This is a genomic window from Agromyces sp. GQ35, assembly GCF_059758475.1.
On record NZ_JCAXEO010000001.1, the window covers coordinates 918,489 to 944,198 of the forward strand.

The 25,710-nt window shown below is 68.9% G+C and carries 18 protein-coding genes, 1 tRNA gene and 1 pseudogene; 9 read left to right on the top strand and 11 right to left on the bottom strand.

The genetic code is table 11. The annotated features are described in order from the left end of the window. Positions 1-18: 18 nt before the first annotated feature. Positions 19-642 (bottom strand): MarR family winged helix-turn-helix transcriptional regulator, encoded by a 624-nt coding sequence (locus AC6CH0_RS04290; RefSeq protein ID WP_498098491.1) that lies wholly within the window; start codon positions 640-642, stop codon positions 19-21. A 154-nt stretch (positions 643-796) separates the two neighbouring features. On the opposite strand from AC6CH0_RS04290, the gene AC6CH0_RS04295 reads away from it, so the two are divergent. Beyond that, positions 797-1,396 (top strand): winged helix DNA-binding protein, encoded by a 600-nt coding sequence (locus AC6CH0_RS04295; protein ID WP_498098492.1) that lies wholly within the window; start codon positions 797-799, stop codon positions 1,394-1,396. A 110-nt stretch (positions 1,397-1,506) separates the two neighbouring features. On the opposite strand, the gene AC6CH0_RS04300 is transcribed toward AC6CH0_RS04295, so the two are convergent. The 3 genes from AC6CH0_RS04300 to AC6CH0_RS04310 form a co-directional block, all read right to left on the bottom strand. Continuing rightward, complete coding sequence (locus tag AC6CH0_RS04300) at positions 1,507-2,517, bottom strand: helix-turn-helix domain-containing protein (RefSeq protein ID WP_498098493.1); 1,011 nt, start codon at positions 2,515-2,517, stop codon at positions 1,507-1,509. Positions 2,518-2,622: 105 nt separating this feature from the next. Continuing rightward, positions 2,623-3,588, bottom strand: a complete 966-nt coding sequence (locus AC6CH0_RS04305; protein ID WP_498098494.1) for an alpha/beta hydrolase — start codon at positions 3,586-3,588, stop codon at positions 2,623-2,625. Between the two features lie 270 nt (positions 3,589-3,858). Next, positions 3,859-4,518, bottom strand: coding sequence for a TetR/AcrR family transcriptional regulator (locus AC6CH0_RS04310; protein WP_498098495.1), 660 nt, complete (start codon positions 4,516-4,518; stop codon positions 3,859-3,861). Between the two features lie 68 nt (positions 4,519-4,586). On the opposite strand from AC6CH0_RS04310, the gene AC6CH0_RS04315 reads away from it, so the two are divergent. Next, entirely contained in the window at positions 4,587-5,516 is a 930-nt protein-coding gene (locus AC6CH0_RS04315; protein WP_498098496.1) for an alpha/beta hydrolase family protein, read from the top strand. 34 nt (positions 5,517-5,550) lie between these two features. On the opposite strand, the gene AC6CH0_RS04320 is transcribed toward AC6CH0_RS04315, so the two are convergent. Beyond that, positions 5,551-6,114 carry a TetR/AcrR family transcriptional regulator gene (locus tag AC6CH0_RS04320; protein ID WP_498098497.1) on the bottom strand — a complete coding sequence of 188 codons (564 nt, stop codon included), beginning with the start codon at positions 6,112-6,114 and terminating at the stop codon, positions 5,551-5,553. A 69-nt stretch (positions 6,115-6,183) separates the two neighbouring features. On the opposite strand from AC6CH0_RS04320, the gene AC6CH0_RS04325 reads away from it, so the two are divergent. Then, on the top strand, positions 6,184-6,576 hold the full coding sequence (locus AC6CH0_RS04325; protein ID WP_498098498.1) for a DUF4267 domain-containing protein: 393 nt from the start codon (positions 6,184-6,186) through the stop codon (positions 6,574-6,576). Positions 6,577-6,785: 209 nt separating this feature from the next. Here AC6CH0_RS04325 and dcd read toward each other — a convergent pair whose 3' ends face one another. Further along, a complete protein-coding gene (gene dcd, locus AC6CH0_RS04330; RefSeq protein ID WP_498098500.1) occupies positions 6,786-7,391 on the bottom strand; it encodes a dCTP deaminase in 606 nt (201 codons plus the stop codon). Between the two features lie 158 nt (positions 7,392-7,549). Here dcd and AC6CH0_RS04335 point away from each other — a divergent pair, with 158 nt between their 5' ends. Then, complete coding sequence (locus AC6CH0_RS04335; protein ID WP_498098501.1) at positions 7,550-9,109, top strand: glucoamylase family protein; 1,560 nt, start codon at positions 7,550-7,552, stop codon at positions 9,107-9,109. A gap of 76 nt (positions 9,110-9,185) precedes the next feature. After that, positions 9,186-9,259 (top strand) — tRNA-Gly (locus tag AC6CH0_RS04340). Between the two features lie 110 nt (positions 9,260-9,369). Here the strand turns inward: AC6CH0_RS04340 and AC6CH0_RS04345 are convergent. Then, the gene (locus AC6CH0_RS04345; protein ID WP_498098502.1) at positions 9,370-9,945 is read right to left on the bottom strand and encodes a TetR/AcrR family transcriptional regulator; all 576 of its coding nucleotides are present in this window, start codon (positions 9,943-9,945) and stop codon (positions 9,370-9,372) included. A gap of 82 nt (positions 9,946-10,027) precedes the next feature. Between AC6CH0_RS04345 and AC6CH0_RS04350 the strand changes: the two genes are divergently transcribed. The 4 genes and pseudogenes from AC6CH0_RS04350 to AC6CH0_RS04365 all read left to right on the top strand — a co-directional run bounded on the left by AC6CH0_RS04350 (position 10,028) and on the right by AC6CH0_RS04365 (position 13,372). Then, positions 10,028-10,150: a hypothetical protein gene (locus AC6CH0_RS04350; protein ID WP_498098503.1), complete on the top strand. Its 123-nt coding sequence runs from the start codon at positions 10,028-10,030 to the stop codon at positions 10,148-10,150. Continuing rightward, on the top strand, positions 10,147-12,519 hold the full coding sequence (locus tag AC6CH0_RS04355; protein WP_498098504.1) for an MMPL family transporter: 2,373 nt from the start codon (positions 10,147-10,149) through the stop codon (positions 12,517-12,519). The genes AC6CH0_RS04350 and AC6CH0_RS04355 overlap by 4 nt, the downstream gene beginning before the upstream one ends. 62 nt (positions 12,520-12,581) lie before the next feature. After that, positions 12,582-12,878, top strand: a pseudogene (locus AC6CH0_RS04360) (SDR family NAD(P)-dependent oxidoreductase); the annotation flags it as partial. Positions 12,879-13,057: 179 nt separating this feature from the next. Next, the gene (locus tag AC6CH0_RS04365) at positions 13,058-13,372 is read left to right on the top strand and encodes an SDR family oxidoreductase (protein ID WP_498101024.1); all 315 of its coding nucleotides are present in this window, start codon (positions 13,058-13,060) and stop codon (positions 13,370-13,372) included. A 141-nt stretch (positions 13,373-13,513) separates the two neighbouring features. Here the strand turns inward: AC6CH0_RS04365 and AC6CH0_RS04370 are convergent, their stop codons facing one another. The 4 genes from AC6CH0_RS04370 to AC6CH0_RS04385 all read right to left on the bottom strand — a co-directional run bounded on the left by AC6CH0_RS04370 (position 13,514) and on the right by AC6CH0_RS04385 (position 25,608). Further along, entirely contained in the window at positions 13,514-20,122 is a 6,609-nt protein-coding gene (locus AC6CH0_RS04370) for a hypothetical protein (RefSeq protein WP_498098505.1), read from the bottom strand. A 236-nt stretch (positions 20,123-20,358) separates the two neighbouring features. Continuing rightward, positions 20,359-23,001 (bottom strand): LuxR C-terminal-related transcriptional regulator, encoded by a 2,643-nt coding sequence (locus AC6CH0_RS04375; RefSeq protein ID WP_498098506.1) that lies wholly within the window; start codon positions 22,999-23,001, stop codon positions 20,359-20,361. Between the two features lie 436 nt (positions 23,002-23,437). Continuing rightward, positions 23,438-24,046, bottom strand: a complete 609-nt coding sequence (locus AC6CH0_RS04380) for a hypothetical protein (RefSeq protein ID WP_498098507.1) — start codon at positions 24,044-24,046, stop codon at positions 23,438-23,440. Then, on the bottom strand, positions 24,043-25,608 hold the full coding sequence (locus AC6CH0_RS04385) for a helix-turn-helix transcriptional regulator (RefSeq protein WP_498098508.1): 1,566 nt from the start codon (positions 25,606-25,608) through the stop codon (positions 24,043-24,045). The genes AC6CH0_RS04380 and AC6CH0_RS04385 overlap by 4 nt, the downstream gene beginning before the upstream one ends. Positions 25,609-25,710: the final 102 nt, after the last annotated feature.

The following is a 25,710-nucleotide window of genomic DNA, read 5'->3' on the forward strand; positions in this document are numbered from 1 at the left end:
ACTCGCGGGGCACCGCGTTCAGTCGCGGGGCCACGCGGCGATGAAGCGAGAGAAGAGCCGCGCGAATTCGGCGGTCTCCTCGGGTGTGAACTCGGCGAGCGCAGACTCCACGGCACTGCGCCGCGTATCGCGCGCGCTCGAGAGCACCCGACGCCCGGCGGCCGTGAGCACGAGCGCGCTGCGCCGCGCATCCGAGGGATCCGCTTCGCGGCGCACATGCCCGGCTTCGACGGCCGCCTGCACGAGCCGGCTCGCGCGCGGCTGGTCGACACCGATCGCCTCGGCCAGCTGACTCACCGACGGCGGGTGCTCGGCGCCGGCGAGCGCGTCGAGCAGTCGAAAGCGGGCGGCGTGCGCGAGGCCGTGCCGCGCCGGCCCTCCGCCTCGAGCATCGCCCCGTTCGGAACCGGGGATGCCCCGATCGCCGCGGCCGCCCCAGCCACTCCCGGGGCCGCCATGACGATGGCCGTGATCATGCTCGTGATCGAAATGCCCGCCCCTGCGCTGCAGGCGCCGCTGCTGCTGATCGCGACGCATCGTGATGAGCGACTGCTCGATCAGCGTGATCGGGTCGTTCGGCACGCCCCCCGCGGCATCCGACGCTGAGTGTTCGCCGGGAGGCACTTGACTCGATCGGTTCATGTATGTCATTGTACATATACATGTAATCAAGCATGCAAATGAACGGCCAGGCCGCGGGCTCGAGCGAGAGCCGCCCGCCGACACCTGCCAGAGCGAGCGCGCCTCCAGCGCCGCCGCAGCACCGACGCGCTCCCGCGTCACGAAAGGAACACCCATGTCGAACCACGACAACATCACCCCAGACACCACCGGCACCACGCCCTCCCCCGACGCACGGCGCCCCTTCGGCTTCTGGCTGCGGGTCATCGACCGTCGCCTCGACGACGCCATGCAGGAACTGTTCGCAGCGGAGGGCATCACCCGCCGCGACTGGCGGCGCCTCAACCTCATCGCCGGAACCGTCGCCGACCCACGCATGAGTGAGAAGCTCGCCTCGCGCCCCGAACGAGTGGAACCGCTCGTCGAACGCGGTTGGGTCACCGGCGAACCGGGCGCCTGGCGCCTCACCGAGGCCGGCGAGGCCGCACGTGCGTCATTGCACGAGCGGGTCTCGACGCTGCGATCCACGGTCGCCGGCGCCGTCAGCCCCGAAGATTTCGCGACGACCATCGCCTCGCTCGAGGCAATCGCCCGCGAGCTCGGCTGGAGCGAAGACGAGCGGATGCCGCGCCGCCACGGTCGAGGCTTCGGCCGCCGTCACGGCGGAGAGAGCTCGGGCCGACGGCACGGCAAGTGCGGCGAGCACGGGCATCACGGCCATCACGGCGAAGCTGCCCGTGCCCACCGCGGTGGGCACACTCCCGACCCGGCCTGACGACGGCCGCGCGGCTCACTCAGCCGTTCCCGACCCGAACCGAGAGGCCCGCTTCCGAGCGGGCCTCTCGTCGTTCAGCACGCGGCTCTCGACTCCATCGGCCGTCGCACTCACCCCAACCCGGGCCGGGCCAGCGCCGAGAGTACCTCCGCGAGGGCGAGCCGGGTTCGACCAGTGGGCTCTCGCGGGTCGTACCCGAGCGAGCTCACGAGCGACTCGAGCCGTGCCTGCACGCTCGAATGATGCAGGCCGAGTCTCGCGGCTGCCGCCCGCACGCTGCCCGTCGCCTCGAATGCGCCGAGCACGTCCCGCGCCCGTGGGTCGAGCCGGTCGAGCGCGGCCGCGTCGGGGTGCGGCTCCGCCCTGGCGTCGGCCGCCTCGGCGATGAGGAGCAAGGCGCCCAACTCCTCGGCGACCACCACATCACGATCGGGCCGACTCAGTCGCAAGGCGATGAGCGCCGACGCCCATGACTCGGGAAGATGTTCAGCGGTGACGGCCGACCCGACGCCGGCTCGCCCGCCCGACACGGACTCGAGGTCGCCGCCACCGCTCGACGCGATGACGAGGACGACCCGGGCGAGGCCCCTGGCTGTGGCGACGACCGCCGTGGGGCCGGATGGCAGGGCCTCGGCAGCGGCGGGCAGCGCGATCGCACGCACCGTGCGGCCGTCGAGGCGCAGGCGTGAGACGGCGGTGGCGCGTTCGTCGGCCGGCGCGCCCGAGCTGATCGCGAGCTCCACGGCGCCGTCGGTGCCGGCAGTGCGGCGAGCGCCGGTCAGCGAGACCGCGAGCGCGAGTCGTTCGAGCACCATCGCATCGTTGGCGTGCGGTTCACCGTGCCGTTCGATCCACACGATCGACCCTGCCCCGCTGGCGCAGTGCAGCCACTCTGCTGCGTCGTCGGCGTGACCGGCGACGCGTTCTCCGTCAGCCGCGATGCGAGTCACGCGGCTTCCCGCCCGATGGCCGGCGATGGTGCCGCTCAGCACCGCGGCTCCCCGCAGCAACGTCTCGATGCCGACACCGCCCGCGAGCAGCGTGTCGAAGTACGAGACGACCTTCAGCGTCTCGCTGGCCTCGGGGTCGAGGGCGATCAGCCGCCCGACGAGTTCCTGCATGTTCGGGGCTCCATCGCGTGTGGACTCACACTAGTCCGCATCGGCACCGCGGACACCCGTCGCGACCGCGAGCGGGCAGGCGTGCTGGCCCGCGGTCGCGACGCCTCAGGTGCCGAGCGCGCGCCCGACCCATTCCGTGCGGGCGGTCACCATGGCCCGGGACAGCGCGGCGTGGGGAGCCATCATGTCGAAGCCGTGGAAGCCACCCGGCCACACGTGGAGTTCTGCCTGCACGCCGGCGGCCCAGAGCGACGTCGCATAGGCGACATCCTCGTCGCGGAACACCTCTGCGCTGCCGCAGTCGATGAACGCCGGCGGCAGGCCCGCGAGGTCGGTGGCCCGAGCTGGCGCCGCGTAGACGGAGACTTCGGGTGTCGCGCGACGGTCGCCGAGGAGCGCGCTCCAGCCCGTGAGGTTCGAGGTGCGGTCCCACACGCCGATGCCGTCGATCTGGTGCGTGGAGATCGTGGCGTCCCGATCGTCGAGCATCGGGTAGATGAGCACCTGTCCAGCGAGCGCAGGTCCGCCGCGGTCGCGCGCCATGAGCGCCACCCCGGCGGCGAGGCCGCCGCCGGCGCTCGCACCGGCGATGATCAGCCGAGTCGGGTCGATGCCGAGTTCGTCGGCGTGCTCGGCGGTCCAGAGCAGGCCGGCGTAGCTGTCCTCGACGGGAACCGGGTCGGGGAACTCGGGTGCCAGACGGTACTCCACCGTGACGCAGACCGCGTCGAACCGCTCGATCCAGTCGACGACGCCGGCGATGCCCACGAAACGATCGCCGATGATCATGCCGCCGCCGTGGGTGTGGAAGATGCCTGGGCCGGCGCCCGTGCGTCCCTCGCGAGCGAGCACGCTCACCTCGATCTCGGCTCCGTCGTACCCGGCGATCGTGACATCTCGCCGTGTGATGCCGCGCTCGGCGAGCAGCTCGTCGACGGGCGCGATGAGCGGCACCTGTCGCATCATCGGGATCATCTCGGGCGTGATCGAGGGGGGAAGCGTCTCTCCGAGCAGCCCGAGCACGGCTTCGAGTTCGGGGTCGAACGGGGGTCTGGACATCGTCGTCGTCATCGTGTGCTCCTGCGTTCGTGCGCCACTTCGTCGTGACGTCGAGTCAATGCTCGGCCGACCGCGTGTTCGCGGGAACCGCCGCATGCACCGCATCAGAGGCAATTCTCCCGCCGACCGTCGGGGTCGCGGAATCGTCGGCGACTCCGTCCGTCACACGGTGCCCGACCGACTCGCGTCGAGCGAGCGGTGCACTGCTGCGGCGCGATGCCTCGACGGCGCGCTCGCACCGCCGAGCGAGCCCCCGGCCAGCTGCTCGAGCCGCCGGTCGTGTCAGGCTGCGAGGTCGTCGACGTCGGCGAGCGGCGCGAGCACCGCGGCATCCGCGCCGGCACTCTGCAGCCTGGCGACGAGCGCGCGCCTGGCGTAGACGTAGGGCTGGTTCGAGCCGCTCATCACCGAGCGGGTGTTCGCGGCATCGAGCAGCGCGGTGACCTCGAAGGCGAACTGCTCGGGGTCTTCGGCGGCGTCCACCTCGCCCTGCGCGAGCGCATACCCGAACGATGCGGCGATGTAGCCGTTCCAGTCGTCGAGCGCCGCGGCGAGCGCGTCGCGCACGAGCCCCGGCTTCGCGTCGAACTCCGCGGCGGCGGCGGCGAAGAAGCACCCACCCGTGAAGATGCGATCGCGCGAGTATGCGATCCAGCCGTCGAGCAGCGCGACGATGCGACGGATGCCGCGGGGCTCGACTCGTGCCGGCTCGATGACGCTCGCCACGAACCGAAGGCGGGCCGCTTCGACGGCGGCGAGCTGCAGGCGCTCCTTCGTGCCGAAGAGCGTCGCAACGCCGCTCTTGCTGACGTGCGCCGCGTCGGCGAGGCGTCCGATGGAGAGTCCATCGAGTCCCTCGACCGAGGCGAGGTCGACGGCGCGGTCGAGCACGAGGCGCCGGGATGCGTCGCCGCGGAGCCGCCGCCCGTCGGTTTCGATCATGTCTTGATTATACGCACGATCGTTCGTATAGTGTCCGTACGACCGTTCGTACTGTTGAGGAGAACCCGATGTTCGCTGCATCCGCCATTGCCGCAGGGATCCGCGCCACCGCGGCGATCTCCCCCACCGCCGGCGCCGCGCTGGCACTGCCGCTCTTCATGCGGGTCGGCCGGCGCACGCCCATCGCCCCCGCCGACCTCGCGACGCATCGGGTCGCGCGTCGAGGCACCGTGCACATACCCGGCATCCGCGGCACGGGCGTCGACGTCGTCACGTACGAATGGGGCAGTGGCGTGCGCACCGTACTGCTCGCGCACGGCTGGCAGTCACGTGCGAGCGTGTTCGCGCCGATCGTGCGGGAGCTCCGGAGCGAGGGGTTCCGGGTGCTCGCGTTCGACGCACCCGCCAACGGCGACTCCCCCGGGCGGCACACCTATCTCGTCGATCATCTCGACATCATCGAAGAACTGACGCGACGCGAGGGGCCGTGGCACGGCATCGTCGGCCACTCGTTCGGCGCACTCGCCGCGCTCATGGCCGTGCACGAGGGCGTCGACGCCGCTCGCGTCGTCGCGATCGCCGGCGCCGCCGAGCCGCGGCTGTTCGTCGACGAGTTCGGCGGAATGATCGGCCTCGACGCGCGCACGCGCGCGGCGCTCGCTCGGCGGTTCGCCGACCGCGTCTTCGCGGGCCGACCCGATCCCTTCGAGCGCTACTCGGCGCTGCGGCATCCGCTGCCCACTGATACCTCGCTGCTGCTCGTGCACGACCGCGGCGATCGACGGGTTCCGTTCACCGAGTCCGAGCGGTTGCTCGAGGCGAACCTCGACAACGCCCGGCTCGTCGCGACCGAAGGCCTCGGCCACAACCGGGTGCTCCGCGCCGACGCCACCCTCGATGCGGTCAACGAGTTCCTGCTCGCTCCCGACGCGACCCTCGGAAGTCGCGACACGACACTCGCGCGACCCGGCGATCACTCAGTGAGGGCGACTCGCTGACGGCGACCGCCTGATGGTGGCCGGCTGACACGACTCAGCTCGTGATCAGGGCGAGCAGCACGGCGAGGCGATCTTCGCCATCGCCAGGGACGCGACGAGTGCGTTGCAGCATCGTCAGTCCGTGCAGGCTCGCCCAGAGCACCTCGGCGAGCGTGTCGGGATGCTCGGTGAAGGGCTCCACCGCCGTACGGAGTTCGGCGAAGCCCGCCACCAGCTGCGGCGAGGTGCGCTCATCGGCGAAGACGAGGCCCGTGCCGCGAACGAACATCGCGTCGTACATGGCCGGATGCGCCTCGGCGTAGCCCAGGTAGGCGCGACTCACGGCCTCGAGCGCCCGTTCGGCGCCTGATGCACCGGCGCGGGCTCGCGCGAGCCCGGCGGCGAGCTCACCGAAGCCCTCGACCGCGACGGCGTCGATCACCGCGTCCATCGATTCGAAGTGGGAGTAGATGACCGGCTGCGTGTAGTCGATCGCGTCGGCCAGGCGACGCGACGTGACGGCGGCCCAGCCTTCGGCCTCGGCGAACTCGCGGGCGGCCGCCAGGATCGCGCCGCGCCGTTGCTCGCGCCGCCTCGCCATGCGTTCACTCGTTGCCACGAAGCCAGACTAGCGCGAGGTTGAAAGGAATGCTAGCGTCGCTATAAATCTTGCACTGAAAGGAAATCAATGGACTTCTCGCAGTTCTCCACAGCCACCTGGATCGGCGCCGCTCTTGCACTCGTACCCACTCTCGGCATCATCTCCGTCGGCATCGCGTATCTCACCGCCCCCGCGGCGACCTCCCGCGGCTTCGGCTTCACCAGTGCGATCACGCCCGAAGTGACGCCGTGGCAGCACATCAAGGGCCCGCGCGACATCGTGCTCGGGCTGGTGCCGATCGCGATGCTCCTCTTCTTCGGACCGGTGGCCGCGGCAGTGGTCCTCTTGCTCGAGGCGCTCGTTCCCATCGGCGACGGCCTGATGATCATCCGCAATCACGGTCGCCTGTCGGCTGCGCTCGGCATCCACTTCGCCACGGCGGCCGTGATGGTCGTCGCCGCCATCCTGCTGCTTCTCTGAACTCTGGCCTGTGCCGAGCTCGCGCTTGCGCCGAGCTCGGCACCCAGTCAGGCAATAGGCCGCCGCTCAGGCGAGTTCCTTCGATTTCGGCCTGAGTACGGCACTATTGCCTGAATCCACGATCATGCGACTGCGACCGGCGAGATCCACTCGACCGGACTCCGCCCCGAGTCAACCAGCCGGCCCGCCTACCCGGCCGGCCCGAGGCGTCAGTGGCCGGTCGCCCCGGCGTCGGTGACGCCGACATCCGTGCGGTGGAAGTTATGGAACGAGCGTGACGCCGTCGGCCCGCGCTGACCCTGGTAGCGCGAGCTGTACTCGGCCGATCCGTAGGGGCGCTCGCTCGGCGACGACAGCCGGAAGAAGCACATCTGGCCGATCTTCATGCCCGGCCAGAGCTTGATCGGCAGGGTCGCGACGTTCGAGAGCTCGAGCGTGACATGGCCGGTGAAGCCCGGGTCGATGAAGCCCGCCGTCGAGTGCGTGAGCAGGCCGAGGCGGCCGAGCGAGCTCTTGCCCTCGAGCCGTGCCGCGACGTCGTCGGGCAGCGTGACGGCCTCGTACGTCGATGCCAGCACGAATTCGCCCGGGTGCAGGATGAACGCTTCATCGGGCCGCACCTCGATGAGGTGGGTCAGCTCGGGCTGGTCTTCAGCCGGGTCGATGAAGGGGTACTTGTGGTTGTCGAAGAGCCGAAAGTACCGGTCGAGCCGCACATCGATGGATGCGGGCTGGATCATGCCCGGTTCGTACGGTTCCAGGCTGATGCGGTCGGCGTCGAGTTCGGCCCTGATGTCGCGATCCGAGAGAAGCACGGTGACAGCCTACTGGGGTCGGTCGGCCGGTCCGGGGCATCCGTCGATTGAAAACCTTCCATCTGGCAGGTATTAATGCGAGGCTGTCTGCACGCCCTCCCGACGGCTCACCGCCGACGGCCACCGGCCGAGTGGAGTCGAGAACGAAGGAGTTCCGCATGCGATTCAACCTGCGCGCCCTCATCGGCGTCGCCGCGGCGGCAGCACTGCTCGTGCCGCCGACCACCGCGTTCGCCGAGCCGGCCGTTGCCGCCGGCAACGGCGGCGGCAACGGGCCCGGCTCACCCGACCGGGTGCTGCGCGAGTACGCCGCCGACACCTGGACGTCGCTCACCGCGATGACCGATGAGCGCACCGGCCTCGTCGCCGACAACATCGAGGGCGACCTCAGCGCCGCGAGCGGATACACGAGCCCCACCAACATCGGCGGCTACCTCTGGTCGACGGTCACGGCCCGCGACCTGCACCTCATCACCCGCAAGGAGGCGCGCGACCGCCTCGCCACGACACTCGGGACACTCGCCGCCATGGAACGCCATGAGCCGAGCGGCATGTACTACAACTGGTACTCCCCCGCGGATGCCTCGAAGCTCACGACCTGGCCGAGCGACGGCAGCACGGTGCACCCGTTCCTCTCGACGGTCGACAACGGATGGCTCGCCACCGCCCTGCGCGTCGTGGCCGCCGCCGAACCGAAGCTCGCCGGCGAAGCCACCGCGCTCTACGACGACATGGACTTCGGCTGGTACCACGATCTCGCCGCCCGTCCCGAGGTGGGCATCAACCGCGGCGGGTTCTGGGTCGAGGCGCCTCCGGGCTGCTCGGTTCCCGGCAACTACGGCGACGACGGAGCCGACGTGTACTACACGTGCCACCACTACGACACGACCGTGAGCGAGGCGCGCATCGCGACCTACCTCGGCGTCGCCAACGGGCAGATCCCCGCCGAGGGCTACTACGGCACCCACCGCACGATGCCCGACCAGGGCTGCGACTGGGCGTGGCAGGAGCAGAAGCCCACCGGCGAGTGGCGCGAGTACCTCGGCGTGCCGGTCTACGAGGGCGTCTACGAGTACCGCGACCTGAAGCTCGTGCCGGCGTGGGGCGGCAGCATGTTCGAGGCGCTCATGCCCGACCTATTCGTGCCGGAGTCCGACTGGGGTGCCGAGTCGTGGGCGGTCAACCACCCGGCGACGGTGCGCGCCCAGATCGAGCACGGCATCGACGAAGCCGGCTACGGGTACTGGGGCTTCTCACCGGCATCCGACCCCTTCGGCGAATACCGCGAGTACGGCGTGGAGGAGATCGGCATCAGTTCGGACGGCTATGCGAGCGACGTCGAGCGCACGAACGTCGACAACGGGTACGAAGGATGCCGCGAGGCGACGAACCCCGAGCCGGAGTTCGGTGACGGGGTGGTCACGCCGCACGCCGCGTTCCTCGCGCTTCCCTACGCCAAGGACGCAGTGCTCGACAACCTCGCCGGCCTGAAGAACGAGCTCGGCGCCTACGGACCCGGCGGTTTCTACGACTCGGTCGCCGTCGGCAGCGGCACGATCGCCGAACGCTACCTGAGCCTCGACCAGTCGATGATCATGGCGGCCATCGGCAACGAGCTCGACGACGACCAGCTCAAGGAGTACTTCGTCGACGACGCGTTCGAGCAGGCGGTGCGGCCACTCGTCGAGGCCCTCGACTTCGGCTCCGAACTGCCGTAGTCGCTCACGACCGACAGCAACAGCGCGGCCCGTCTTGCTAGCATGGTGACGTGCATCCGCCAGACGGATGCCGCGCGCGGATGTAGTTCAATGGTAGAACTTCAGCTTCCCAAGCTGATAGCGCGGGTTCGATTCCCGTCATCCGCTCCATTTGCTGGGCCTCGAGGTACGCTGCGACACCCTTCCGGCATGACCTTCGAGTCGATTTTCGTGCGATGAGCCTCAGGGCAGTGTTCCGCGGTTGGGGCCCGGTCTGATTGTCAGCCGGCCGGGCGGGCGAGGTAGTTGACGAGGCGCCGGATCTCGTCGGGATCGATGGGTCGCCGCGCCAGGATGGGGACGATGATCGCCCCGAGGATCGCCAGTCCGAGTTGATCGACCGGAGTGTCTTCAGCGAGTTGGCCGATCCGGACAGCGCTGGCGAACCGGAGTGACAGAGTCTGGTCGATCCCGAGCGTCTCCGCGAGGCGGTCGCCCACAGCACCGTCCTCTGCGGCGGCAGCGACCAGTGAGCGGAGCAGCGACGCTCCCCGCGGGTCGGCGAGGAGCGCCATGATCGATTCGAGCCAGACGTTCAGATCGTGTCGGAGGTCCCCGGTGTCGGGGAGATCGATCTCGACCTGTACGAGACGGCCTTCGATCATGCAATCGGCGATCAGGGCGCCGCGGGACGGCCACCACCGGTAGATGGTCTGTTTCCCGACGCCGGCCTCCTTCGCGATGCCCTCCATCGTGAGGTGGTCGTAGCCCTGCTGGGTGAAGAGGCGGGCCGTCGCGTCAAGGATCGAGTCGCGAGCCGCTGCGCTGCGGACCGGACCGTTTCGATGTTCGCTCATACCCCACAGCCTATCTTCAGACTCTAGACGAGACGTACCGTATGCTCTATTCGTTCCCACTTCTCGACTGGAAGACATCCCCGTGGCATCCGTCCTCTCACGCTTGGCCCTGTTCGCAGCTCGACGCGCGTGGGCGGTGATCATTGCATGGGTCGTGATCCTGGGGGTCTCGATCGGAGCGTTCCTCGCGGCATCCGCCCGTTGACCAACACCTTCGACATCCCGGGCACAGCCTCGGGTGCGGTCACCGATCAGCTGGCCCAGAAGCTACCTGACGCTGCCGGCGGTACCGGCACGGTGGTCTACCGCACCGACGACGGCGCCGCTCTCAGTCCGGACCAGCGGAAGCAGATCTCGGAGCTCACGGCGTCAGCCGCCGACATCGACGGTGTTGCCGCCATCATCGACCCTTTCGAGGCGCAGCAATCCGTCGTCGACCAGACGAAGAAGCTCGACGACGGCCGTGCGCAGCTTTCGTCGGGCAAGGCAGAGCTCAAGTCCGGTCAGGAGCAGGTCGATGCAGGTCGCACGCAGCTCGACGCAGCTCAGCAACAGCTCACGTCGGCTCGCGAGCAGGCCGTCGCCGCCGGTGCGCCGGCGGAGCAGATCGCAGCGATCGACGCCCAGCAGGCGCAGCTCGACGGGCAGACCGCGGCCCTGCTGCAGCAGCAGGACGCGCTCGACTCTTCGCGCGCCAAGCTCGAGTCCGGTGTCGAGCCCCTCGATCTCGGTGAGAAGCTGCTCGGCTTCGCCGACGGGATCAGCGTGGTCTCGGAAGACGGTTCGACCGCGATCGTGAACATCTCCTTCACACAACCGCGTCTCGAACTGAGCACAGAGGTCAAGCAGAGCGTCATCGACCACTTCGAAAGGACACGCGTCGACGGGGCCAAGGTCTCCTTCGCGACCGACCTCGCCCAGGGCGCCCCCCAGCTCTTCGGTGTCGGCGAGGCTCTCGGTCTCGTGTTCGCCGCGATCGTGCTGATCGTCCTGCTCGGCTCCCTCGTCGCCGCATCGCTCCCGATCGTCACTGCACTGGTCGGCGTGGGCGTCGGTGTCACCGCCTCGCTTGCATTCTCGGGGATCATCAGCATGGCCTCCCCCACGCCGGTTCTCGGTCTGATGCTCGGGCTCGCGGTCGGCATCGACTACGCGCTGTTCATCATCAATCGGCACCGCAAGCAACTGCTCGCGGGGGTCGAGGTGCGCGAATCGATCGGCCTCGCCAACGGCACGGCCGGCACCGCGGTCGTCTTCGCCGGCTCGACCGTCATCGTCGCACTGCTGGCCCTGAACGTCACCGGCATCCCGTTCCTCGGGCTGATGGGAACCGTCGGCGCCGTCTGCGTCGCGGTCGCCGTCCTCATCGCGATCACCCTCGCACCCGCCATGCTGGCGCTGCTGGGCGAACGGCTGCTCCGCGGCAAGGCTCGAGCGAGCATCGGGCGCCAGTCCGCCGTGAAGCCTGCGCGGCCGATGTCGACCGCGCGCGCGATCGTGACGGTCGCCGTGTCGGTCATCGCTCTGCTGATCATCGCCCTCCCCGCCCTGTCGATGCGGCTCGGGCTGCCCGACGGCGCCAGCGAACCGGAAGGTTCCACCGCCGCGCAGGCGTTCGAGATCGTCGGTGACGAATTCGGCGCCGGCGCGAATGGTCCACTCCTCGTCAGCGCGTCCGTCCCCGGCGGCGTCTCAGACGACGATCTCCTCACCACCCAGGTCGACATCGCCCGCACACTCGCCGATCACGACGACGTCGTCGCCGTCGCCCCCATCGCCAACTCGGATGATGGCACGCTCCTCGCGTTCCAGGTGCTCCCGAAAGATGGCCCGAACAGCGTTTCAACCGCACAGCTTGTCCAGGATCTCCGCGCGTTGCCGCCCGTGCACGGCGACATCACCCTCGGCGTCGCCGGTCAGGCGGCGACGAATATCGACATCTCCGACGGACTCAGCGCGGTTCTGCCCCTGTACCTCACGGTCGTCGTCGGGTTGTCTCTGCTCATCATGATCGTCGTCTTCCGCTCGATCCTGGTGCCGATCATCGCCACGGCCGGGTTCATCCTGTCGCTGTTCGCGACCTACGGCCTGGTCACTGCCGTGTTCCAGTTCGGGTGGGGTGCCGACCTCATCGGCCTGCATGCGATCGGTCCGATCCTCAGCTTCCTTCCGGTCATCCTCGTCGGCATCCTGTTCGGACTCGCGATGGACTATCAACTGTTCCTCACCTCGGGGATGAGGGAGGCGTACGCGCACGGAGCAGACGCCCGCCTCGCCGTTGCGCAGGGCTTCCAGTCCGGGAAATCGGTCGTCATCGCGGCCGCGCTGATCATGATCGCCGTGTTCGGCGGCTTCATCTTCTCGGAGTCCACGATCATCCGTTCGATCGGCTTCGGCCTCGCATTCGGCGTGCTCCTCGACGCCTTCGTCGTGCGGATGCTGCTCATGCCCGCACTGATGCACCTCCTCGGCCGCACCGCCTGGTGGCTGCCGCGTAGGCTCGACCGCATCCTTCCCGACGTCGACATCGAGGGCGCCTCTCTCGAGCGCACGCACCCTCACCCGCACTCCTGATCAGCAAACGAACGCAAGGAGCCACGATGAACACAGCAGTCATCACCGGCGGCGCCGGTGGAATGGGCCTGGCGACGGCGAAACTGCTCGGACGCGACCACCGGATCGTGATCGCCGACCTCGGCCAGGAGAGGATCGACGACGCGGTCACGGAGCTGACCGGCCTCGGCATCACGGCATCCGGCGTCGTCTGCGACGTCACCGACGAGCAGTCGGTCCACGACCTCCTGCTCGCCGCCGCGTCCGAGGGAAACCGGGTGCGCACCGTCATCCACACTGCAGGCGTCAGCCCGCAAATGGGCAGGCCTGAGCTGATCGTTCGGATCAACGCGCTGGGCACGGTCAATGTCGCGAAGGCGTTCCTCCCGCTGGCGCAGGACGGCGACGCGCTCGTCAACGTCGCTTCCTTCGCCGGTCATGCACTACCGGCGATTCTCATTCCTTCACGGGCCTTCCCGTTGGCGGAGAGCGACCCCGTGAGGTTCGTGCGTGCACTGGTGCGCCGAGCCGGTCTCGTCGGACGCAAGCAACATGCTGGATTCGCCTACGCACTCAGCAAGGCCTATGTGATCTGGTACAGCGAAAGGCTGGCCGCGCGCTTCGGCGCGGAGCGCGAGTCGTGTCAGTATCCCCAGGAAGCTTCGACACGGCAATGGGCCGCCTCGAGGCGGACCACGGCGCCGCCGAACTCCTCAAAGTCGCCGCCCTCGAGCGCTTTGGCACAGTGGAGGAGATCGCTGCAGTGCTCGCCTTCTGTGCAGGCGAGACGCCCGGATACCTCACCGGCACCGACATCCTGGTCGACGGGGGAACGCGCGCCGGCCAACGCGACGGCCGGAAGAGCTCGGCGTGACCCATCGCGCAATGCACCGCATCACCTGAGCCTCACGGCGCACGTAGTAGTAGGGCGACTCCGCGTCCGATCGCACCGAGCGCCGACGCGGAACGGCCCGCCAGCTGGGGGGCTGGCGGGCCGTTCGTTGTTGGAGCTGAGCTACTCGGCGATCATGCGTCGGCGTCGCGCGAGCAGGAGCACTCCGCCGAAGAGCAGCAGCAGCACACCGCCCGCGACCGAGGCCATGACGGTCACACCGGTGCTCGCCAGGTCACCCGGCTCGACCGGGATCTCGAACGGCGCACATGCCGTCGCGTCGTCGCTGAGCCCGTTGTGGTCGACCGCGGCGACGTTGCGAACGCCACCGGCATCCGAACCCTCGGCGCAGCTCGCACTCGCGGGCGTCGCAGCATCCGTGATCGTCGCGGTCACGACGACCTGGAAGGTGTGCGAACCACCCGCTGCCAGCTCGACCGCGTCGGTCACCTGGTTCGCCGCATCCGTCAGCGCTGCACCCTGACCCGTGTAGCCGGCCAGCACCGGAACTCCGCCGGGAGCGGTGTTCGTCGCCGTGACCGTCTTGACCGTGAGACCGGCCCCGTACCGGAGCTGGTCGCGAAGCACGTACGCCCCCGAGGCAGCACCCGTGTTGGTGACGACGATCTCGTAGGTGGTCGTGACCCGGTCGCCGTTCGCGGCGGGCTTGCCGATGACCTGCTTGGCGATCTCGAATGCCGGCAGCTGTGCGCAGTCGGTATCCGTCTGCTCGTTGCCCGCCTCGTCGGTCAGGGTGGCCGCGTTGTTCAGCCCCTGCTCGAGCGTGTTCTCGCCGGCGGGAACCGTGCAGCCGGGTGCACCGGTGCCGTCCTCGGCGGGCTCATCGAAGGCCAATGGCACATCGACGGTGACGGTGACGCGGTAGACGTGCGCCGCGTACCCCTCGTCGTCGAGCCCCGCGATGCCGACCCCGGTTGCGATGCGCTGGTTCGCGTCACCGTCGAAGTCACCCGCGAGATCGACGCCGTCGGGACCGGTCACCTCGACGGTATCGACGGTCACGACCGGGGCGAAGAGGAACTCGTCGTCCAGGTCGTACGTCGTCGACTCGTGCCCGACGTTGCCCACGGTGAGGTCGTAGACGACCGACCACTGTCCACCGCCGATCGGCGTCGCCGAGACGAGCGCCTTGTCGAGCGTGGGCTTGCCGGGGCGGATGCACTCGTCATCAGCGTCGTCGATGCCGTTCCAGCCGACCGTCGCGACATTGTTCAGCGCACCGTTCACCGGGCCCGAGTCGTCGGTGCACTGGTCGCCTGCCGGGATCTCGATATCGGCGAAGTCGGCCGAGTAGCGAACCGTCACGGTGTAGGTGTGCACGATCGGGGCGCTGTCGGCACCGGCGATCGGCTGATCGGTCACGATGCGGATGTCCCCGAGGCCGTCGTAGCCCGCGTTGAGACCCACCGGCTCCGGGGCATCCGTGGTCACCGACTGGATGCCGACGACCTCGATGCCGGCACCGGCCTGCAGCTCGTCGTCCAGCTCGTACGAGCCGGCACCGGGGCCGCGGTTGGTGACGGTCAGCTCGTAGGCCACGTCGTACACGCCGGGCTGTCCGTCGACCGGCGTCACAGCTCCAGAGATCGACTTGGTGATCTCGATCAGCGGCAGGGAGGCGCACACGTCGTCGTCCTGGTTCTCGCCGTTGTGCGTCAGCTCGGTCGTGTTCGCCAGCCCGCCGGGCTCACCCGAACCCGGTGCCGGGCAGGCGAGGGAGTCGGGCGTCACCGTGGCCGCGTCGAGCGACACGACGACCTGCACCTGGTAGGTGTGGGCCGTACCCGCCGGCAGGGTGACCCCGGCCGCGATCTCGTTCTCCGCCGACTCGAGCGTGGCGCCCTGACCGGTCCATCCGGCATTCGGGGTGACCCCGGCCGGTGCGCTGCTCACCGTCGCGGTCTGGATCAGGATGCCCTCGCCGTACTGCAGTTGGTCGGCCAGATCGTAGTCACCCGCTGCAGCACCGGTATTGGTGGCGACGAGCTCGTACGTGATCATCCAGGTGCCGTCACCGTTCTCGGTGGGGCCGGCCGAGATCGACTTGTCGATCTCGATCAGCGGCAGCGATGCGCAGACCTCGTCGAGCGCCTCGATGCCGTTGTGCGTCAGCGAGGTCGAGTTCGCGAGGCCGCCGTCGGCGCCCGAACCGGGAGCGGGGCATGCCAGGTCGCTCGGCTCGACGGTCGACTCGTCGAGCCCGACCACGACCTGCACCTGGTAGGTGTGCACGCCGTCGACATCGAGGCTGACGCCCTCGGCGATGACGTTCTCGGGCGCGTCGAGGTCGGCACCCTCACCCGTCCAGTCCGCCTCAGCGGTCACGCCGTCGGGCGTGGCGGTCACCTCTGCCGAGACGATGTCGATGCCATCGCCGTAGCGCAGCTGATCGCTCAGGTCGTAGTCGCCCGACGCAGCGCCGATGTTCTCGGCGACGAGGTCGTACGTGATCGTGTAGGTTCCGTCGCCGTTCGGCGTCGGGCCCTCGCTGATCGTCTTGTCGATCGTGATGAACGCGATCGTGATGCACGCCGTCGCGTCATCCGTCAGGTCGTTGTGCTCGATGCCTGCGGAATTCGACAGTCCGCCGTTCTCACCGGGCTCGGCCGAGCAGTCGGTGATGACCGGTGCGCCGCCGGCGGCGGGATCGATGCCGATGACGACCTCCACCTCGTAGGTGTGGATGCCTCCGGCAGGCAACGTGATGCCCGTGGCGATGACGTTCTCGGCAGCGCCCTCAGCGCCCAGTCCGGTCCACGTCGGCGACGCGGCGACCCCGTCGGGGGCGCTCGAAACCGCACCCGAGACCACGGTCATGTCCCCGTCGGCCGTCATGCGGTCGGTGACCTCGTAGACGCCCTCGAACGAGCCCGTGTTGGTCGCGACGATGTCGTAGCTCACCGTCCACGTGCCGTCACCGTTCGGTGTCGGACCGGACGAGACGCCCTTCGTGATGTCGATCGAGGGGATCGGCGCGCACGCCTGGTCGTCTTCGGTGCCGCCCGCCGAGTCCGTGAGCGTCGAAGTGTTGTTGAATGCGCGATCCGCGTCGTCCCCGTCGGGGCCGCACTGGGTCGGGTCATCCGCCCCCGAACCGGCGCCGTCGAGTTGCAATGGCACGTTCGCCACCACGGTCACCTCGTAGTGGTGCACCGCGTAGCCCGCGTCGTCGTTGCCGAGCAAGGGCACGTCAGTCGCGATGCGGGGCTCGCCCTGTCCGTTCCACGCCGGGTCGGCGAGCGTCACATCGGCGGGTGCCGTCGTGACCGTGGCCGAGGTGATCGCGGCCTGGTCGGTGAAGTGCAGCTCGTCATCGAGCGAGTACGACGTCGAGGCACCCGAGGTGTTCGACACGTCGATGCCGTACACGAGCTGCCACTGGCCGCCGCCGATCGGCGTCGCCGAGAGCAGCGACTTCACGTGCGTCGGCTCGCCGTCGATGATGAAGCCGGCCGGATCGCAGTTGATCGTCGCCGGCAGCTCGGGATCCGGCGGGAGGTCCGCCGTGCCGCACGCCGTGTTCACGACGGTGTCGCCCATCGCCGCATCCGCGACGACCTCGAACTCGTGCGTCTCGCTCTCGCCGCGGGCGAGGGACTCGACCACGAACGAACCCAGCTCGGGCTGCAGGTCGTCGGAGACCGTGAGGTTCGTCAGGGTGCCCTGGCCGACGTTCTCGACCACGATGCGGTACTTGACGGTGTCGCCGACCTTGAACGTCGGGTACTCCGCGATGGTGTTCGCGTCCTGCCAGTCGCCGTCGGAATCCTGCACGTACTTCTTCAGGTTCGCGGCGTAGCAGCTGCCGATCTCCGTCACCGCCGAGGAGAGCATGGGCAGCGCCGTGTGGCCCGCGTAGGAGCCGGCGGAGTTGACGAGGATCTGACCGGGCTTGTTGTCGCCTTCGGCCGGGTCCTCGCAGCTGCTGCCGGCGGGAGTCGTGAACTCGATGCGGATCGAGTGGCTCGCGCCGGGCGCGAGCTCTCCTGCGATCACTCGGATGGCGGTCGGATTCGGGATGGCGGTGGTCGACCATCCGACGGTGTTGCCGGCGACGGACCCGGGGGTGCCACCGTTCGACGCCTCACGCGGATCGCTGCTCAGCGAGGCCAGCGGCGCGGAGGTGTAGTACACCGTCGAGCCTGCCGGCGCATCGACGCCGGTGACGGTGTAGCTGCCGTCGATGTCGGTGCCGCGACCGTCGCCGACCGCGGGAAGGATGTCGATCGTGTCGGTGAACTCATTGACGACCGGGTCCTGCGAGTTGATCGTCAGCACCCAGGCCGAGCTGTCGCCCTCGAAGGAGAGCACGTTCGCCTCGGCGGACTTGCCGAAGATCGTGGCGGAGGCGCTCGGCACGGTCACTGTCGCGCTGGCGCTGCGGCCCGGCGTGGTGGCCGGCCGGTTGTCGCCCACCACGTTGATCACGGCGGTGTTGGTCAGTCGAGTTCCCGGCGCGATGACGCTGTCGGCGGGTCGCTGACCCTGGTACCGGATCGTCTGGAACACGTTCGGCGTGACGCTCGGGTAGTTCCAGGTGAGCGTGCGGCCATCCGGACTGACGCTCGTCGGTGCCGGGTCGGCCGTGCCGGGCACGTAGACCATGCCTTCCGGAAGGGTGTCGACGACGGTGAAGTTCGCCGGCGGCGGGCTCGTCACGAGGTTCTGGGCCTGTGCGCGAATCGTGTAGGTGACCGGCACTCCCGGCTGGGCGGTCGTGTCGGATACGACCTTCTCGATCAGCCCCTGGGCTCCTTGGAGGCGGTAGGCGTCTCGAGCACCGTTGGTGTTCGGCCCGTACGTGCTGCCCGGGATGACGGTGCCACCCGGACTCGAGCTGATGTTGACCCAGTTGTTCAGTGTCGGGTGGCCGGGGAAGGCCGTGGCGACGTTGTACGGCGCGTTGAATGCACCAATGGTCCAGCCCTCACCGGAGGTGGGCGCGGCCGGGTCGATGTGACCGAAGGCGCGGAGGAAGGTGTGCGCTGACTGGTCCACGGCGGGGTTCCAGGTCATCTTCACTCCGGTCACGCCGGCGGGCAGGTCCATCAGGATGGAGCTGGCGATGCGGGGGTCCGTGAGCGATTCACCGGCCGCAGGAACGATTTCGATCCACTTGGCGCTCGGGGCCGCTTCGCCGCACGTCTCCGTCTTCGTGTTGAGTGCCTGCGTCGTGTAGAAGAACCGTGCCGTCTCGTAGTTCTCGTACCCTTCGAGACCGCCACCGTTCCAGCCGCCGCCGTCGAATGAGGTCGGGACGAACACGGGGTTCTGGTTCAAGGTGCAGACGCCTGCCATCTGCGCACCACCCGCACCCTGGTAGCCGTTCCACGTCAGGATGTTGGCCTGGTGGTACAGGGGGATCACGGGCTGTGCAGTGCCGTCCGCGACTGCGTCGACCCAATCCTCTTCGGTCTCGATGCCGGGCTGCGGCAGGGGGACGCCTTGACTCGTTCCGGGGCTCACCCACAGGTTCGCGTCCCAGGGGGTTCGAGACTGGGCCGGGGTGCCGATCCAGTGGTTGCTGAAACCACCCGGAGGGGTCAGGGTGGCGCTCGAGACGTTGTTCGCCGGGTTGGCATCGGGCTCCGAGACGCCATCGTCGAAGACGAACGAGCCGGGCGCGGCGCTGAACGTGTAGGTGGTGATCGCGGTCACCGCGGTGGGGATGCTGAATTCCACGGTTCCCGAAGCGATGTAGACCCCGTTCCCGGGGAGCGGCTGCCCGAAACTGTCATTGGTCGGAGCGTTCACGAGCGTGTAGTCGAGGTTCGAAAGCGAAACGGTGTAGTTCGTTCCCGTGCCATTCAGGCCGCATGTGGGGAAGTTGGTGCGGTCTTCCTGCGCCGGGTCGGAGAACGGCTGACCTGTCGCCATCGACTTGTCGCTGATCGGCAGACAACGTTCCCAAGCGAGCCCGTTGGTCGCCCCCGCGATGTTGGCGCTGATGCTGACCGGGAACGAGTACGTCGCAGGACCGGGGCGGCTGCCTGCGTCGAGGATGAGCGAGTAGTTCATCTGGAGGGTGGGGCGGTTGCCGCCGAGGCGACTGGTCTTCACCGCGCCCTGGGAGTTGATTCCGGGAGCCTGGGCGAGCGACAGGTCCATGCCGTGCACATAGGTGATGGGCAGGGGTCCGGGGTCGGCGGGGCCGGCCTCGGCAATGGCCGAGTCGGAGGTGGCGGTGCCGACGATGGTCAGGTCGCCGCCCTCGGTGGACGTGGCGCGCACGGGCGTCTGGATGACCGTCGCGGTGCCCTCCTTGATCGTGCCGAGGTTGCAGAGCAGGCTCGTTCCGTCGGCCGAGATCTCGGAGACGGGAGTGACATCACTCGTCTTGCAGACCTGCGGGATGCTGGTGAAGGCACCGTTGCCCACCGTGAGGGTGGCGCGCACGTTCTCGACCGGTTCGTTCGAGAACGGGTCTTCGGTGTCGTTGGTGTTCACGTGGAACTCCGCGGTCACCGGCTGCCCGAACGGCGCCTCCGTCGGCACGGGGTCACCAGCCCAGTTGGCGGTGATCTCGTGCACCGACTCAGGAGCGGCGACCGCCGCTGGTGCGCCGATGAACACGCCCGCGCCGATGGTCGCGAGAGCGACGATCGCAGAGAGCGTGCCCCGCAGTCCCCCTCTCGACGAATGCTGATCGTGTGCGCGCCGACGATTCGTGCTGACGCGTTCGCCCGTAGCTGTTCCCCTGAGCCAGTTCACCTGGACATCCCCCTTATTGCTCGTCGCGCAAATGCAGCCCCCACCGGACGCATGCGCAGCGACACTGCTCCCTTTCTAGGGAACGGAGCGACACGAGCACAGGCCGACCATCAGGAATGGTCCACGAATGGTCCGTCGCTGGTCCGCCGTCGGCGTGGTCTCTGGCGCGGTCATCCGGCACGATGAATCCGGCTGTGCGCGCCGCCGAGGCATCCGCCCTCTGAGGACGGGCGGTGTCAGCGGGCGGCCGTTCCGGATTCGCCCGATCGCCGCCCTGCGGCCTGGCCTGCGTCGTCGTCGGCGCCGTCGAGCAAGCCGAGCCGCCTCGCCTGCGCGAGCGCAGCGCGCCGGTCGTGCACGCCCAGCTTCGCGTTGATCGCTGCCAGGTGCTTCTTGACCGTGTTGACCGAGAGATGCAGTGAGCGCCCGATCTCGGCGACGGTACCGAAGTGCTGCATCCGCTCGAGTACTTCGAGCTCCCGTGGCGAGAGCGCGATGAAGGATGCCTCGACCGGGTAGATCCCACCGTGCGCGGCGAGATGTTCCTCGACCGCGTGCGGCAGCGAGAACTCCATCGCCGCAGCGAGCGTCCGCAGATCTCCCTCGGCGATGATGAGGTACGGGTGCGCCGAGCCGATCTGTTCGGCGAGCACCACCGACTGCCGGAACGCCTCCACCGCCTTCGCGCGCTCCCCCAGCCGCCACGACGCGGCTGCCTTGATCATCAGCACGTCGGTACGGTCGCGCACTACGACATCGGGCGCCCAGAGCGCGGCCGTCGCGAGCCGCAGCGCCTTCTCGTGGTCACCGGTGATGAGGAACAACTGCGCGTGGGACACCCGCAGCCACGCGAGGTCGGCGGGGGTGGTCTGGTGCTCTGGCGCGCCAGACCGATCGACGGAGTACTGGGCAGCGATGTCGAGCATCATCCGCTCGGCGCGATTCACCTCACCCATCGCCATGAGGGTGTCGATGGTGCACCGGTCGAGCACGCGCGTCGCGGTGCGATCGTCGACGAGGTCGCGTTGACGAACGAAGCGGAGGTGGTCGAGTCGGGCGAGGGACACCTGCGGTTCCTCGAAGAGTTGCGAGTACGCCGTGATCGCGATGGCGGCGAACGGCCACATCTCGATCGACAGCGCATCCGTGTCCAGTAGTCGGCGGGCCGGGCCGGGATCCAGCCGCGTCGCAGCCAGGTAGGCGTCGACGATCGCGACCGGATACTCGGCAAGACTCTCGAACGGATGCCCCGCGACTTCGGTGGCGCGTGCCACCTCGAGCCAGCGCTCCGCTTCTGGCGGGCTCCCCACGAAGGTGTGCAGCATCGCCAGGTGGCCGGCCGCCAGGGCGGCGATGAGTTCGCCGTCGGGTACGTCGGCGGTCTCATAGGCTCGAATGCTCTGGGCGATCCCCTCGGCGAGACCGGATCCGAGGATCGAGGTCACGGCCCAGTGATGATAGAAGGCGGCGGTGCGCGCGGGGTCGGCCTGTTCTCCTGCCCGGCCGCGGCGTTCGAGCTCCGCGGCGATCTCCTCGCCCGTGCGTGCGGCTTGGCTGAGCTGCCCTCGCAAGCGATGATCGGCCATGACCGCCGTCATGGCGGTGAGGTAGGTGTCGATGCCGGCGGTGCGATGGTCGGACGCCTGCAGGGCGGAGCTGACCTCGATGTACACCCGCTCGATCTGGCTGGCGCGCTGACGACCGCTGCCGGCGATCCGCACGACCGCGGCAGCGAGGACGAGCACCGGCTCGGCCCCGGTCGCGGCGCTCGGCGGGTCCGAGTAGGCGAACCGCGCGGCACCGAGGTGACGGGCGACGATCGTCATCGCGTGCTTCGACCAGAGCAGCGAGAGCATGCTCCAGTGCTTGCCCGCACGGGCGTGCTCGAGCACCTGCGCGAGGCCTGCACCGTGTTCGTAACCCGCTTCGGCGAAGTGGCGCTGCAGTGCGCCGGAGTCATCGCGCCGATGACTGGTCATGACGTCGAAGAGCACGTGCCGAAGCAGCATGACGAACGCCCAACTCGCCTTCGGGCCCGGCAGCAGCGTCAGGTAGCCCTCGAGGCGCAGCCGGTCGCTCGATCGCGACCCGGCCGCACGGAGGTCGCGGGAATGATTCGTCGGACGATGGAGCGCCGTGAAGTGCCACGGCTCGACGACGGCGGTCAGAGAGAGCGACAGCGACACGTCGAGCAGGTCTTCGGCGGCGAGATTCGGGAGCACGACGTCTCGCAGGTACGACTCGGCGGCGGTGGTACGAAGTGCCCCGGGTGCGGATTCCGCCAGGATCCGAACGCAGAGTTCGGGCCAGCCACCGCAGAGTGCCAGAATCTGCTGCAGATCGGGTTCGCTGAGCGAGATGCGCCAGGAATCTGCGATGAATCCGAGTTCGGCCCGACTCAGCGCGAGATCGTCCGAGGTCACAGACGTGAGGTCGAGATGCCGGCGGGCCGCGACGGCCGCGAGCGGGTGCTTTCCGCGTGACGCGAGCACGAGGTGCACCGCGGGCGAGCGGTCGACGAGGTCGACGAGGTCTGCCACGAGTGCATCGTCGGTCAACTGACCGGCGTTGTCGACGATCACGACGAGTCGCTCGATGTCGTGCTCCTCGATGGCGTCGGCGATGGCACCGGACGGCATCAGCGATGGTCCGCGTGCCGTACTCGTGGTGGCAGCTGCGGACCCCGCCCGGTCGAGGCGATCGAGCAGTTCGAGAGCGAACGCGTCGGGGGTGTTCAACTCCGGTGTCGCAACGACCCAGACGACCGTATCGCCGGCCTCGGCCCGGTGCCGCGCCCACATCGCGGCGAGCGTGCTCTTCCCGTATCCGGGCGGTGCCTGGATGACGGAGACGGCCGCGAGATGATCGAGCCGCTCCATGAGCGCCCCTCGAATGATCGAGCGCTTCGATGCACGCGGCAAGCCCCGGCTGGTGGCTCGTCGCGGTTCGGAGCGCGACCCACCGGCGTCAGCAGTCCCATCCAACGACACGTTGTTCGTCCTTCCCGGTAGGGCGGGAATTGGGCATTCGCCCACACTCAATCCTCCAACAGCCTCTGTGCTTCGACGGTCGCGTTTCCCACTCGTGCGTCCCCACTCGTCCGCATCCGCGCCGAAGCCTCGGCATTCCCATCATTCACACATCACACATCACGCGCATCGCTCCCCCGGCGGAGACTCCAAGTTGGTCCACGGATGGTCCGTGCCTGGTCCGTGCTTCACACGTGACCTCGAGACTGGCTCACGACGCCGACCATGCGAGCGGATTTCACCCTCGGATTCACCCCGAGTGGAGAGGCAGGCGGGCATCCGCGAATCATCGCGTGAACGAACCGCGCACGCCTGCCCGTCGAAGACTCCCGACCACGCGACCGGCGAGCACGGATGCTCCGGCCTCTCCCACCATCCGACCCGCGAGCGTCGCGGCGAGCATCGGCCACGTCAGATGCTCGGCCGAGAATACGGGCAACGAGACGGCGAACAGGGCGACGCCCGCGATCGCTCCGGCCGCCACATTCCCCGCAGTTCCCGCGAACTTCGTCGCCACCCGACCGCTGTCTCTCCGGAGCAAGGCCAGTGCGACATCGTACGCGGCGCCGCCCACGACGAGCGGCACGATCAACAGCATGCCGATGGGCGAGAACGGCCCTGCGAGGAATCCTGCGATGAATGCGGTGAGCGTCGCGGTGCCGGTCGCGCCCAGGTAGTGCCGTGCAGCGAACGGCAGGAGGCTGTGCAGACCGGCGACGAGTGCATACACGGGCGGCAGCGCGGCGGCGAGCGTCGCGGTGAACGGGGCGACTGTGATCAGAACGAGCACTTGCACGGCCGCGAATGCGGCGCAGGTGAGCAGCACGCGCGTCGTGAACGACCGTGCGGGGCGCAACGGCGCGGGCACGTCGGGCGAGCTCGGCGAAATGCTCATTCCTCGGCCGCGAGCAGGTGTCGATCCAGGGTGATCGCAATGGCCTCTTCGCGATTGCGTGCGCCGAGCTTGCGGTACACGCTTCGCAGTTGGGTCTTGACCGTGTTGACCGAGACGACTGCCTCGGCCGCGATCTCCGCGGCCGAGGCAGTCGTCATGAGCGCCCGGAGCACCACGAGCTCGCGCGGGGTCAGCAGCGCGGGCGTCGAGATCTCGACGAGGAACGAGGGCGTCGGGACCTCCGTGACGAGCCCCTTCGATCCGAGCTCGCTCGCGGCCGCACGCACCCGCTCCAGATCTGCAGGTTGGAGGAGTGCGAGCGGCAACCGCAGGGCGGTCGCGTTCAGTGCGGCGCACAGATGGTCGACGACCGACCGCGCGCGCCTCGCGTCGGAGAGACGGAGCAGCACCGCCGCCTCGAGCGTCGCCGCTTCGGCGGCAGTGCGGGCCGATTGGGATGCTCCCGCGATGGCGCGAAGTTCGTGGAGCGCCGCGCCGGGCCGGGACAGCGCCAGTTCGATTCGCGCGCGGTCGACGCGCGTCTGCGGGGTCGGCGGCGCATCGCGGAGCAAGATGTGCCGCGCGGCATCCGGCTTGCCCAACGCCAGGTGCAGCACCGAGCGCACCGACGCCAGCGCACTTCGTGCCGACGACGAGCGCCCCTCAGCGCCGCGCGAGCTCACGAACACCTCGAGCCGGGCGAGCGCGTCGGCCGGTCGGCCGGCGGCGAGCGCGGCGAGCGCCTCGACTCGGGCGATCGCCGTCCAGTGCTCGATCGTGCGCCGATCGTGCATGAGCGCCGCCAGATGCGTTTCAGCGGCCGGCACGTCGAACCGCTCGAGCGCGAGCAGCGCCTCCGCCAGACGATAGAACGTGCCCGGGTACATCGAACGTTGCAGGTCGGTCCATGGCGCCGACCGCGCGAGCACCAGGTACCGCTCCGCTTCGCCCAGATCGCCATCGAACGCGTGGATGCCGGCGAGCATCGAGACGTTGGTGAAGCCCGCCCCGTCGCCGGAATCGGAGGTTTCGGAGAGACCGATGGTGAAGGCGCCCATGGCCTCGTGGAGCTGGCCGGCGTAGTACAGGCTGGTGCCCAACTGGGCGTACAGCCGCGGAAGCTGGCTGAGCATCTCGACCCTGTCCGCCGCCGGCATCGACTCCAAGACGCGCAACGCACTCCTGGCCGGCCCCGCCGCCGTCGATGCCCGCCCGATGAGCCGGAGCGCAGCGCTCTCGGTCGCGAGGATCAGCACGCGATCGGCCGCGCTCGTTCTCCCTCCTCGGGTGCGCATGGCCGCCGAAGCCAGCGTGAAGTACTGCACGGCCTTCGCGCGACGGTGATCGACGCCGTTGTAACAGAGGCCGAGCAGCATCGCGAGCAACGGGTGTGCGGCGAGCTGGCGCAGCGGGACTCGCTCCAGCAACTCACGCGCGAGTTCGCCGTGTGCGACGAGCAGCTCGAACCACGCCCCGCGAACGACCTCGGTCGCGGCATCCAAGTCGTCGTCGGCGACGGCCGTCGCAAGTGCGTGCACCGGCTGGATTGGATCAGTGATCATGCTTGCTACGTACCGTCGCGATTGTCGAACCGGAATCGCTCCCATGGTATCGAGTACGTCCAGCCGGATCCGCCTGGTCAGGCGCGACGTCTCGCCGCCGGC

Coding starts and splice junctions, on each gene's coding strand:
- AC6CH0_RS04290 (WP_498098491.1), bottom strand. CDS start 642: ATGAACCGATCGAGTCAAGTGCCTCCCGGCGAACACTCAGCGTCGGAT.
- AC6CH0_RS04295 (WP_498098492.1), top strand. CDS start 797: ATGTCGAACCACGACAACATCACCCCAGACACCACCGGCACCACGCCC.
- AC6CH0_RS04300 (WP_498098493.1), bottom strand. CDS start 2,517: ATGCAGGAACTCGTCGGGCGGCTGATCGCCCTCGACCCCGAGGCCAGC.
- AC6CH0_RS04305 (WP_498098494.1), bottom strand. CDS start 3,588: ATGACGACGACGATGTCCAGACCCCCGTTCGACCCCGAACTCGAAGCC.
- AC6CH0_RS04310 (WP_498098495.1), bottom strand. CDS start 4,518: ATGATCGAAACCGACGGGCGGCGGCTCCGCGGCGACGCATCCCGGCGC.
- AC6CH0_RS04315 (WP_498098496.1), top strand. CDS start 4,587: ATGTTCGCTGCATCCGCCATTGCCGCAGGGATCCGCGCCACCGCGGCG.
- AC6CH0_RS04325 (WP_498098498.1), top strand. CDS start 6,184: ATGGACTTCTCGCAGTTCTCCACAGCCACCTGGATCGGCGCCGCTCTT.
- AC6CH0_RS04335 (WP_498098501.1), top strand. CDS start 7,550: ATGCGATTCAACCTGCGCGCCCTCATCGGCGTCGCCGCGGCGGCAGCA.
- AC6CH0_RS04345 (WP_498098502.1), bottom strand. CDS start 9,945: ATGAGCGAACATCGAAACGGTCCGGTCCGCAGCGCAGCGGCTCGCGAC.
- AC6CH0_RS04375 (WP_498098506.1), bottom strand. CDS start 23,001: ATGGAGCGGCTCGATCATCTCGCGGCCGTCTCCGTCATCCAGGCACCG.
- AC6CH0_RS04380 (WP_498098507.1), bottom strand. CDS start 24,046: ATGAGCATTTCGCCGAGCTCGCCCGACGTGCCCGCGCCGTTGCGCCCC.
- AC6CH0_RS04385 (WP_498098508.1), bottom strand. CDS start 25,608: ATGATCACTGATCCAATCCAGCCGGTGCACGCACTTGCGACGGCCGTC.